Source organism: Lachnospiraceae bacterium oral taxon 500 (assembly GCA_002999035.1).
GTDB lineage: Bacteria > Bacillota > Clostridia > Lachnospirales > Vallitaleaceae > W11650.
In genome coordinates this window covers 2,731,968-2,743,944 of the sequence record CP027241.1, presented here as the reverse complement: position 1 = coordinate 2,743,944, position 11,977 = coordinate 2,731,968, and the positions used below count along the sequence as shown (strand labels likewise).

The 11,977-nt window shown below is 49.2% G+C and carries 8 protein-coding genes and 1 tRNA gene; 7 read left to right on the top strand and 2 right to left on the bottom strand.

Translation table 11 applies throughout. The features are described 5' to 3' along the window. Positions 1–62: 62 nt before the first annotated feature. Positions 63–1,892 carry a penicillin binding protein PBP4B gene (locus tag C3V36_12465; protein AVM69981.1) on the top strand — a complete coding sequence of 610 codons (1,830 nt, stop codon included), beginning with the start codon at positions 63–65 and terminating at the stop codon, positions 1,890–1,892. Positions 1,893–2,091: 199 nt separating this feature from the next. Here C3V36_12465 and C3V36_12460 read toward each other — a convergent pair whose 3' ends face one another. After that, positions 2,092–2,751 carry a transcriptional regulator gene (locus tag C3V36_12460; protein AVM69980.1) on the bottom strand — a complete coding sequence of 220 codons (660 nt, stop codon included), beginning with the start codon at positions 2,749–2,751 and terminating at the stop codon, positions 2,092–2,094. A 121-nt stretch (positions 2,752–2,872) separates the two neighbouring features. Here C3V36_12460 and C3V36_12455 point away from each other — a divergent pair. Beyond that, positions 2,873–2,945 (top strand) — tRNA-Val (locus tag C3V36_12455). Positions 2,946–3,102: 157 nt separating this feature from the next. Next, positions 3,103–3,780: a GntR family transcriptional regulator gene (locus tag C3V36_12450; protein ID AVM70552.1), complete on the top strand. Its 678-nt coding sequence runs from the start codon at positions 3,103–3,105 to the stop codon at positions 3,778–3,780. On the opposite strand, the gene C3V36_12445 is transcribed toward C3V36_12450, so the two are convergent. Next, complete coding sequence (locus C3V36_12445) at positions 3,772–4,545, bottom strand: hypothetical protein (protein ID AVM69979.1); 774 nt, start codon at positions 4,543–4,545, stop codon at positions 3,772–3,774. The two genes, C3V36_12450 and C3V36_12445, sit on opposite strands and share 9 nt — an antisense overlap. Before the next feature lie 178 nt (positions 4,546–4,723). On the opposite strand from C3V36_12445, the gene C3V36_12440 reads away from it, so the two are divergent. The 4 genes from C3V36_12440 (at position 4,724) to ptsP (ending at position 11,839) form a co-directional block, all read left to right on the top strand. Then, positions 4,724–5,911, top strand: coding sequence for an exonuclease sbcCD subunit D (locus C3V36_12440; protein AVM69978.1), 1,188 nt, complete (start codon positions 4,724–4,726; stop codon positions 5,909–5,911). Continuing rightward, positions 5,898–9,020, top strand: coding sequence for a hypothetical protein (locus C3V36_12435; GenBank protein AVM69977.1), 3,123 nt, complete (start codon positions 5,898–5,900; stop codon positions 9,018–9,020). Before C3V36_12440 ends, C3V36_12435 begins: the two co-directional genes overlap by 14 nt. 11 nt (positions 9,021–9,031) lie before the next feature. Beyond that, positions 9,032–9,865, top strand: a complete 834-nt coding sequence (locus tag C3V36_12430) for a hypothetical protein (GenBank protein AVM69976.1) — start codon at positions 9,032–9,034, stop codon at positions 9,863–9,865. A 261-nt stretch (positions 9,866–10,126) separates the two neighbouring features. Next, entirely contained in the window at positions 10,127–11,839 is a 1,713-nt protein-coding gene (ptsP, locus tag C3V36_12425) for a phosphoenolpyruvate--protein phosphotransferase (protein ID AVM69975.1), read from the top strand. Positions 11,840–11,977 lie beyond the last annotated feature (138 nt).

Genomic DNA, 11,977 nt, shown 5'->3' with positions numbered 1-11,977 from the left:
TATTGTTTCAGCGGGGGAAAGCGGAGTGAAAAAGTTAGAAACTTAAGAAAGGAAACAAGAGAATGAAAACAAGAAACCGAAACTATATCAATTTATTGGGGCTGGTGTCGTTGATTTTATTGTTTTCTATGTCAACGGTGCTTCAGGCGACAGAAGTGAAAGCTGAGCCGGAAAAATACGCGCTGGATATTACATTACCGCTCAGCTTAAAAGAGGCGGACGATTCGATTCTGACCGATTCCTTTTATCAGTTTAAAGGCTATGCCGGTCAGGGCACATTGATTTTAACTGTCCGTAATGTCAGTGATTTTCAGCTGTATGTCAATTATCAGCCGGTAAATACGGCGGCGTATCGCCAAAATGGCACGTACCGGGTTGATATTTCCGGACTGACCAATAATTCGCAGAATGTTTTACAGGTAACAGGCGTGAAAGGGAATGACCCCAAACTGCAGGTTCAGATTCCTTATCCGTCAATTGATATGGCTAAACTTTATTCAGAGGTACTGGATAGAAATATTATGAACTTATTTGAGGATATTGTGCAGGCCGAAGTCCGGCAGGGTTCCACCGGTGGGCAGCTGGTTGTCTTAAAGGACGGGCGGCTGGTTAAAAATCTGGCTTTTGGCTATGTCAACAGCTATTATCCCGACGGTACGCCAATTCCGCTGGAGCAGAGAGTCAAAGTCACGAACCAGACCTTATTTGACTTAGCCAGCAATACCAAGATGTATTCGGTGAATTATGCGCTGCAAAAGCTGGTTGCAGACAAAAAAATTGCGGTCAGCGATCCGGTCAGTAAATATTTTCCGGAGTTTAAGGACGAAGCCGATGCCAAAATCAAAGGCAAGGATAAATTGACGATTCGTGAACTGCTGGAGCATCAGGGCGGGTTCCCGGCCGATCCCCAGTACTTTAATGAAAATTACGATAAGGACGACGGAATCGTCAACGGCAAGAATGACCTGTTTTCGCAGGAAAGAAACAAAACTGCTGAAATGATTTTAAAAACGCCGTTAGTTTATGAACCGGGCAGTAAAACCGTATATTCCGACGTTGATTATATGCTGTTGGGATTGATTGTGGAAAAGGTCAGCGGCAAGGATTTAGACACCTATATGAAAGACGAATTTTACCGGCCGCTGGGCTTAGACCGGATTACTTTTAATCCGCTGCAATTCGGCTTTAGGGCCAATGAAATTGCTGCCAGTGAATTAAACGGCAATTCCCGCGACGGCGTGGTGACTTTCAGCAACAACCGGGTCGGTACGATTCAGGGTACGGTCCATGATGAAAAGGCGTATTATTCCATGAACGGTGTCAGCGGGCATGCCGGACTCTTTGCCAATGCTTTGCAGTTGGCTCAACTGGCGCAGGTTATGCTCAATGAAGGCGGCTACGGTCAATATCAATTTTGGGATAAGACAACGCAGGATTTGTTTGTTAAGCCCAAAGACAGCAATTCCACCTATGGTCTTGGCTGGCGGCGGGAAGGAGACGGCCGGTACAGCTGGGCGTTTTCACCGATGGCAGATGCGGCAACCGTCGGCCATACCGGCTGGACGGGAACGCTGACGGTAATTGACCCGAAAGAGCAAATGGTGATAGTGCTTTTAACCAATAAGAAAAACAGTCCGGTGCTGAATAACAAGAAAAATCCGAACAATTTCTTCGGCGACCGCTTTTTAATCAATCGCTACGGGATGGCAACGAGTTTGGTTTACCGGGCGCTGCATCCGGCGAATATGAAGCAGACGAAGGAGTTGTTAAAGGAATTGGTCGAAGGTAAGCAAAGACTGATTAAAGAACAGCCGGAAATTTATAAAAATCGGGCGGACGAGGCTGATTTGAAGGCTTTGGAGCAGGTACAGGAAGTGTACAAAACCAAGTAAAAGCGGGACGAATGAATCCGCGCTCAACTTCAAATATTTAATTTTAAGTCATAAAAAAGGCGCAGTCAAAGGGAAATGCTTTGGCAGCGCCTTTTTTAGTTCATCCGTTTTCTCTTATGCCACTACGCCAAATACGCTAAAACAGTTTTGGAGGTCACATGCCTGTCTAAAAAGGCGAAGCTTTTGCCGGAAAGCGGAGCTATCTATGCTCTACTTTTTCAATCCGATAGCCTTTTTCGGTTAAAAGCTTTAAAAGACTGTCATCAGCAATCGTATCGACCCGAATAATCAATTCGCTTTCTTCCGGGTTCTCAGTTGGGAGATTGAGAATATGGACGATATTATAATTTCTTTCCTTTAACAAGGTACCGATATCGGCTAAAGTGCCGGGACGATCCTTAGCAATCAGGACAATGCGTGAGCCTTTGCCGCGGGCGGCCAGGATATCCAAAAAGGAAGCAATAATATCGTTCCGGGTGATGATACCTTTAATCATGTGATTTTTATCAACGACCGGAATCATATTGACATCTTTTTCATTCATCAACAAAGCGACGTCTTCGATTGACATATCTTCCGTACAGGTGACGACATTTTTATCCATGATATCAGCTACTTTGGTTTTATCCAGTATATAATTTAATTCATAAATACTCAGAGACGTGGCTTTTGACGGCGAAACCTCACTGAGCAGGGTTTCGGTCACCATGCCGACCAGTTTGCCGTTTTCAACGACCGGCAGCTGGCGGACTGACTGCTCACGCATCAGTTTAAAAGCCAAAGAAATCGACGCTTCGGGAAAAACGGAAATGATATTTCGATTCATTTTCGCAGTAATATACATAAAATACCTCCTCATCAGGATTACGCTTCGGACAACTATATTATACACTATTTTGGCGGAAATGAATAGTGGCGAAGAATTTTTTCGAAAAAAAATGCTTGCCAAAAAGACGGCTATCTGTTATTATAGTTCCAGCGGGAGGTTAACTCAGCTGGTAGAGTGTCACCTTGACATGGTGGAAGTCGCAGGTTCGAGTCCTGTACCGCCCATAGAAGGAGCAAAGTTTTTCGGGACTTTGCTCTTTTTGTTATTTAAAATAACAAAAAGATATTTACTTGCCGGCGGAAATTCGATATAATAAATAAAGTTGTTGAGGTTGAAGGCGTAAATTAAATGGGGTAAGGAAGGTGGCTTAATGTGGGAGAAATGCAAGTAAATTTGGATCATTATTTACCGCTGAGGGACGTTGTTTTTAAAAACCTGCGGACAGCGATCCTGCGGGGCGATTTTCAGCCGGGCGAAAGGCTGATGGAAAATCAGCTGGCTGACAGAATGGGCGTCAGTCGGACACCGATTCGGGAAGCGATTCGCAAGCTGGAGTTGGAAGGACTGGTCGTCATGGTTCCCCGTAAGGGCGCTGAAGTAGCCAATATTACCGAAAAGGACATTAACGACGTGCTGGAAGTCCGGGCGACCTTAGAAGGCTTGGCAATTCGGCTGGCTTGCGAGAATATGCAGCCGGAAGACGTTGACCGCTTGGTGCGCGTCAATCGGGAATTTATGCAGGCAGTGGCGGACAAAGATACGGATAAAGTGCTGGAATGGGACGTGGCTTTTCATGATATTATTTTTGAGGCTTCCGGCAATGATAAACTGATCCAGATTTTAAACAATTTAAGAGAGCAAATCTATCGCTACCGGATGGAATATATTTATCATATCGCCGATCACGGGCAGTTAGTGGCGGAACATTTACAAATCGTGGATGCGCTTAAAAATAAAGAACCCGAACTGGCGACGGTACTGGCGATCGCACATGTTCAGGCTCAGAAAAAATCGGTAATTGAATATACGAAAAAAAATAAAAAAGAAAGATTACGATAACTTCGCTAAATAATTCAGGATTCTTTGTTTGGAAGAGGAATCCATATCCTGAACCAGGGCCGTTAAGATCTGCAGGGAACCGTCAGCGGATTGTGCCTGATAAAGGTCGGCCAGCAGAAAATAATGCTGACAGATATCGGATTTGAGCCGGACGGCTTCTTCCAGTGCAGTAATGGCTTCGTCGGCGTGATCATGTTCGTTCATCAAAACGGCATATTCATAAAGAAAGTTCAAAAAAGCTTCATAATTTTCTTCCGCTTGGGCGATCACCGGTTGATTGGCTGTGCCGAAGTTCAGGCGCAGATCGGTATTGCTCATGTCGCTGAGTGAAAGCATCGGTAAAGAAACGCTGCTGCGGATTTGTTTTTCCAGAGTTTTATATTTTTCGGCGGCGGCCGGCTCTAAGTCCAGTGCCGGAAAATTGAGGCGGGAAATGTTGGGGTGAAAATACAGTTCGGCCGGGATTTCTTTTTTGCGAACGGCCAGCGACCGCTCCTCCTTACCCCAAAAGGCTTCCTTTTCCGCTTCGTGCTTTTCTTGCCTTTTGCGCAGATTATGAGTCCAGATAAACAAAAAGGTCAGGAATAAAATAAAAAAAGAAGGTATGGTGAAATTGGGCATATGAAAATCCTTTCCAAATAGTCGGCTTCCAAGATCAGCCGGCGGAGTATATTCCGGCGGATTGGGAATGGAAAAAAGTATTCCGGCAAACGGAAAAACACTGGAGGTAAAAAGAATTTTGCCGATGTCTATAGTATATATCAAAAAAAACTTTCTGTCAAAGCGAAACTCGTTGTGAGGGAAACGGCAGAAAAGAAAGGAGTTCCTCTTGTTTTACAGTCGAAAAGTACAAAAAAGGATCGCGATCGGGATTGCAGTTGTTATGGTTTTAACGATTGTGTTGTCCATTTTAGCACCGTATTTATAAAAGAAGGGTTTGAGCATGAAAATCATTCATACCGCGGATTGGCATTTGGGAAAGCTTTTGGGAGGAATTTACCTGCACGAGGATCAGACATTTTTCCTGCGTCAGTTTTTCCTTTTTTTGGAACGGGAAAAACCGGATTTGATTCTTTTAGCGGGAGATATTTATGACCGTTCCTATCCGCCGGTGGAAGCAGTCCGGCTTTTAAATGAATGCTTTGAAAAAATTATTTTGGAATTAAAAATACCGATGGTGGTGATTGCCGGGAATCATGATCATCCGGAAAGACTGGATTTTGGCAGCAGCTTAATGGAAAAATCCGGTCTTTATTTGCGGGCAAAATTAGACCGTGAGATTAGGCCGCTGTCTTTTCGGGATGAGTTTGGTGAGTGGGAAGTCTATCCGGTGCCCTATGCCGATCCGGCGGCGGTGCGCACTCTTTATGAGGATGACGGGATTCGTAGTGCACAGGACGCGATGAGCCGGATTTTATCACCGATATCGGATAGAATTCGGGCGGAAAAAGAAGCGGCCCGGCAGCAGGGACGACCGGCCAAGCGCTACATTGCGGTAATGCATGCCTTTTTTAGCGGCTCTCAGGCGGAGGAGCCGGAGGAGTCGGATTCGGAACGGCCGCTGTCGATTGGCGGAACCGACCATATTTCGGCGGGACTGTTGGATGAGTTTGATTATGTTGCTTTAGGGCATTTGCATAAGCCGCAGCAAATCGGGCGAGAAAGCGTCCGCTATGCCGGTTCGCTGTTAAAATATTCCTTTTCCGAGGCAAATCATAAAAAATCGCTGGCGGTTTTGGATTGGCAGGAAGAGCTGACCATCCGGCTGGAAAGTCTGCCGGTCAGACGGGATTTGCGCATCGTCCGGGGAACGCTGGCGGAAATCTTGGAGCGCGGTCGGAGGGAGCAAAGCGAAGATTATGTGTTGGCGGTTTTGGAAGACAAGCAGGTACTAATGGATCCGATCAGCGATTTAAAAGCGGTTTACCCGAATATTTTGGGTTTGGAGTACCAAAAGGAGCAGGAACTGACCGCAGCCGGCACTGAGCAGAGCGGGGCTGCCATCAGCCGGAAGGATATTTGGTTGTTATTTTCCGAGTTTTATGAAGAGGTGACCGGCGAGCAGCCGGAGCCGGAAGCTTTGCGGCACTGGCGGGAAAACGGAGGAAGAAGCGGCAATGAAACCGATTAAATTGACCATGACGGCCTTTGGCCCTTTTGCCGGCACGGAAGTGATAGATTTTCAGCAGATGGATAAAGAGCCGGTTTTCCTCATCTGCGGGCCGACCGGAGCGGGCAAGACCATGATTTTTGACGCGATTGCCTATGCTCTGTTTGGAGAAGCCAGCGGCCAGGAAAGAAAACCGGAAGAGCTGCGCAGCGATTTTGCCGGGGATGATGTTTTGACGGAAGTGGAACTTATTTTTGCGATCAGAGGACAAAGCTACCGGATTTACCGGCAGCCGCGCCAGCTGCGGCGCAAAAAATCCGGCGAGGGCGTAACCGAGGTGGCAGCCAAAGCAGAGTTGTCCTATACCGATGCCGGCGGCGCTGTCTGGGTTTTTACAAGGGCGGCGGAAATTAATGAAAAAGTCAGGGAGATTTTGGGGCTGGGCGCTGATCAGTTTAAGCAGATTATGATGCTGCCGCAGGGGGAGTTCCGTAAGCTTTTAACGGCGGACAGTAAGGAAAGAGAAGCGATTTTACGCGATATTTTTGACGCGGCCAGATATTTGCAGTTACAGTTAGCCTTAAAGCAGGAAAGCGACCGGCTGGAGAAAGAAATCAAGGAGATAAGAAAGTTTCAGCAGCAGTGGATTTTGCAGTTACAGGCGGCACCGGAGGAAGCAGCCGGATTGGCAGAGCTTTTGGCTAAGGAGGAAATTGACCGGCCGGAGCTGTTTGCGGCTGTCCGGCGGCAAAACGAAAGCGATATCCGGCAGGCGGAAACGAAAAAAGAAAAAGCCGAGCAGCTGGCTGGTCAGATTCAGCAAAAGAAAGAAACACTTTTTTACCGGCAGCAGGAAAATGAGAAATTGTCGGAGCTAAAGCGGGTGCAGGCCTATTTGCTGCGTTTAAAAGCACGGGCAGAGGAAATTGGGCAAAAAGAGGCGGAAGCGGAAGCCATCCGGCGGGCGCTGGTGCTAAAACCCTATGCCGAGCAATGTCGGGACTTGGCCAGGCAGGCGGAGCAGCTGGCAGCGGAAAAAGTCCAGCGGCAGGCGGCCTTACAGGCAGCGGAAGCCCAAAAAGAGAAATTGGCGCAAAGTTATCAGGCGTTTCAGTCTGAAGAATATAAGGCGGCCTTGGCGGCGGCCGGAGAGGAACTGCAAACCCTCGGCCGGGAGATTCCACTGCTGCGTTCGCTCCTGGATTTGCGTGAGCGCTATAATCGGCTGAAACAGGAAAACTCGGTGAAAGAAAAAGAGTTTCAGGAATTTACCGGACAGAAAGAAAAATTGCAAATCCGGATGAAAGAGCTGCGTCGGACTTTAGAAGAGACCGAATCGAGCGAAGCTGCCAAAACCGTATTGGAACAAAAGCTTGCTCAATTTTTAAAATGGAAGGAGCTTTGGCAGAAAGAGGAAAGCTGTCGCCGCCGGCAAAAGGAGAATAAAGCGGCGGAGCAGGAGTTGGCTGAACGGCTGGTCGCAGCGGAAAGGCTGTATCAAAGCGAGCAGGAAAAGCTGCGCCATAATCATGTGCTGGCGCTGCGTCAGGATTTAAAAGACGGCGATATTTGTCCGGTTTGTTTGGGAGTTTACCGGACGCCGGCCGGTGATTCGGGGCGGGCGGAGGCGGCTGATTTAAAAAGAGCCGAGCAGGCCAGAGAGGAAGTCCGGCGGGAGCAGGAGGCGCTGCTGAAAAAACAAACGGAGTTAGCTGCCCAGAGCCGGCTTTTCACCGAACAGCTGATAGCGGAAAGCGGGCAGGAAAGCCTATCCGAGATTCGGCAATATTTAAGTCAGAAGGAAGCGGAACAGGCGGATATGCAAAAGCAGGCGGCGGAATATGCCCGGCAGATTCAGCTGCGCCGGGCGGCCAAAAAGGAACTGGAGCAGGCGGCGGCAGCCGAGGAAGCATTGCTGCGCCGGGAAAAGGAGATTACGGCCGAATATCAGCAAAAGCAGGCGGAATTAAATGAAGCGGCCGGACAGGGCAGGGCTTTAAAGGAATCCATTTCGGCCGGATATCGCGAAAAAGCCTCTCCGGCGGCGGTTGAGGAATTGGAACGGCGGCGGATAAAGCTGGAAACGGAGCGGGCAGAAGCAGAAACGAAACGCGAACAGACCGAAAAGGATTATCGCCAAAGTCAGGTTGCGTATGCGCAGGCACAGACAGCTGGGGAGGAAGCCGAGCGGCACAGCCGGCAAAGACAGGAACAGTGGCAAAAAGCGCAGGCCGAGTTTCAAAGCCGGCTGACGGCACAAAACTTTGCCGATGAGACTGCCTGGCGCCAAACCGCAGACAAGGAGGCAGCCGAGGACGCGCTGCGGGCTGAGGTCAAAGCCTATGGCGAGGAATGGCTGAGAAGTACGGAAACGGAAAAAAGGTTGCGTCAGGAAGTGACGATTGAAACGCCGCATCCGCTGGCGCAAACGGAAGAAGAAATCCGGCAGCTGGAAGCAGAACGGGCAGCCGCCGGCGAGCAGGTGATTTTGCTTCGCCGCCGGGCCGATGAAAATGAGCGGGTGCTGAAAGAGCTGATCCGGATGGAACAGCGCCGGGAATCCGAGAAAAAAGAATATGCCGGCATTTCGGCTTTAGCTAAGGCGGCAAATGGAGAAAATATTAAAAAATTAACCTTTGAGCGCTATGTGCTGGCGGTTTTTTTAGAGGATGTACTGCGGATGGCCAATTACCGGCTGGCTAAAATGACCGGCCGCTATACTTTGAAGCGGAAGGAAGAAGTTACGCACCGGGGACGGCAAAGCGGTCTGGAAATAGAGGTTTTTGACGCTTTTACCGGTAAGACCAGAAATGTTAATACCCTGTCTGGCGGTGAGGGCTTTAAGGCGGCGCTGGCGATGGCGCTGGGCTTATCCGAGGTGATTTCGGCCTATGCCGGCGGGATTGAGCTGGATATGCTGCTGATTGACGAGGGCTTTGGTACACTTGACCCGGAGTCGCTGGATGCGGCCGTTGACTGCATTTTGGAGTTGCAGGCCGGAGGCAAGCTGATTGGGATTATTTCGCATGTAGCTGAGTTGAAAGAACGGATTCCGGCAAAATTAGAGGTTCGGCAGACGCCGCAGGGGAGTTATACCAAGTACCGGATTGGGGCGGCGGATGAGGCTTAGAAAGGAAAAAAATGGAACGGAAAAAGAAAATGGCGGTATTTGACTTGGACGGTACGCTGTTAAACAATGACCGGGCAATTTCGGGCAAAAATGCGGCAGCGCTGGCAGATTTGAATGAAAATGGGTATGAAGTGGTGCTGGCTTCGGGGCGGCCGGAAATTTTAATGCGGGTATATTATTTGGGATTTCCCTTTGTCCGCTATGTCATCTCCTCTAACGGCGGGATTATCCGGGATGTTCAGGCGGACAAGATCGTTTACCACCGGCCGATCCGTCCCGAAGCGGTTCAAAAAATTATAGCAATTTGCGACCGGACGGGAGCGGAGTGCGATTTGTACTCGTATGACGGCATGAGCCGGATTTGCACCGATGAGATTGATTCAGAGCTGACCGATGAAATTGTGTTTAACTTTAAAAATCATATTCTAAAAGACCGGAAATTAAGCGAATTTCCTTGTGAAAAGATGTTTGTCACCCAAAGAGATGCCCTCAAGCTAAAAGCGCTGCGGGAGGAAATTGCGGCGATGGTGCCGGAAGTGGAGATTACCCAGTCGTCTTTTCAGGCGCTGGATATTATGGACGGGGGCGTTAACAAGGGAATGGCGGTTAAGTGGCTGGCCGAGGCGCTGGGCATTGACCGGCGGGCAGTGGCTGCTTTCGGAGATCACCTGAATGATTTGGAAATGCTTGAATATGCCGGCATTTCGATCGTATGCAGCAATGCAGTGGAAACAGTCAGGCAGGCGGCAGTTTATGTGCTGCCCGAATCCAATCATCAAAGCGGAATTGCTGCCGGAATTCGGCGCTATCTGCTGGCGCAGCAATCGGCCGAAGTTCAGGCATGACTAACTGGACAGTTTCAGCAAGCCATTTGCTATTTGAACTTGTAGAAATCTTTTGACCCTAACGCCAGAATATGGTATACTAAGAGTTGACAAAGCGGTATTTTTAGGCAGACAAGTAGTGAACTTTTGGTAAGAGGGTATGGCGTTGGCAGCCAGTCGGTTTGCCGGCGGAAAAAAACGCTGAAGCGCACGTTTCAGCACGGGAACCAAAGAGGACAGGAAGCTTTTTTCAAGGATTTGCTCTAAAAGGAGGAACCGGGAATGACGATAAAGGGAATCGGCGCAAGTGACGGTTATTCGATTGCAAAGGCATATAAGTTTGCCCAAACGGAAGCGGTGGTGACCAGACAGATGGTTGCCGACGCGGAAGACGAGGTTAAAAAGCTGGAGGCGGCAATTGAAGTCAGCCGGCGGCAATTAGTTGAAATCATGGAAAAAACCAGGCTGAATCTGGACGAGGAACATGCGGCCATTTTTGATGCGCATATTCAGATTTTGACCGATCCGGAACTGACCGGCGGTTCATTCGACAAGATTCGGCAGGAAAACGTCAACGGCGACTTTGCTTTTCACGAAGTAGCAAACACCTTTATCAGTATGTTTGAGACGATGGAGGATGAGTACCTGCGGGAGAGAGCGGCCGATATGAAAGATGTGTCTAAACGGGTGCTGTGCAATTTTCAGGGGATTTTGATTCAGGATCCGACGCAAATCAAGGAAGAAGTTATTATTGTGGCCAAGGACTTGACGCCGAGTGATACGGCTCTTTTGGATAAGCGTTTTGTCAAGGGCTTTGTCACCGATATCGGCGGCCGGACGAGCCACAGTGCGATCATGGCCAGAACGCTGGAGATTCCGGCGGTGGTCGGTACGCAAAACGGTTATGAGCAAATCAGCGATGGTCAGCTTCTGATTTTGGACGGAATCAGCGGTTTGGTTTTGACCGAAGCGCCGGCGGAAACGCAGGCGGAATACGAACAGAAGCGCCGGGATTGGCTGGAACAAAAGGAAATGCTGAAAGCATATAAGGATAAGAAAACTCTGACGGCTGACGGCTATCATGTGGAGTTGGCGGCCAATATCGGCTCACCGGAGGATGCGCAGGGCGCACAGGATAACGGCGCCGAGGCGGTCGGCCTGTACCGGACGGAGTTTCTGTACATGGGCAATACCCATTTTCCGACCGAAGAAGAGCAGTTGGCGGCCTATCGCAGCGTGCTGGAAAAAATGGGCGGCAAGGGCGTAGTGGTCAGAACACTGGATATCGGCGGGGACAAGGAACTGAGTTATTATGACCTGCCCAAAGAAATGAATCCTTTCCTGGGTAATCGGGCGGTGCGCCTGTGCCTGAATGAGCCGGATATTTTTAAAACCCAGCTGCGGGCGCTGCTGCGGGCTTCCGTTTACGGCAATTTAAAGATTATGTTTCCGATGATTGCCACTTTGGATGAGTTTCGGGCGGCCAAGGAGATTTTGCTGCAGGTGAAAGCGGAATTAGAGCAGGAAGGACATGCAGTCGGCCAGTTTGAACTGGGGATTATGGTTGAGATTCCGGCGGCGGCGGTACTGGCGCATGCGTTTGCGAAAGAGGTGGATTTCTTTTCCATCGGCACCAATGATTTGATTCAGTACAGTTTTGCGGCGGACCGGATGAATCAGAAAGTATCGTATTTGTACCAGCCCTATAACCCGGCGCTGCTGCGTTTGATTAAAAATGTAATTGATGCGGCTCATGCCGAGGGCAAATGGACAGGTATGTGCGGTGAAATGGCCGGTGAGTTGACAGCAGCGCCGCTGCTTTTGGGACTGGGGCTGGATGAGTTCAGTATGAGTGCTTCCTCCATTTTAAAAATTCGCCGGCTGATGGCGGTTGTAACCAAAGAGCAGTGCCGGGAATTAGCGGAAGCGGCCTTGCTTTGCGCCACGGAAAAAGAGGTTATCAATCTGGTAGCGGATTTTATGGCCAGAAATTAAATAGTTTGGCGAAGTGAAATGCCGGCAGCCGGGTGGAAACGGCAGCACAGAACAGGCTATTGAAAAGAAGCCGGGGCTGCACCATTTCTGGAAGTCGGCCCTTAAACAGATGTTAGTTTTATGATTGGCAATAAACGT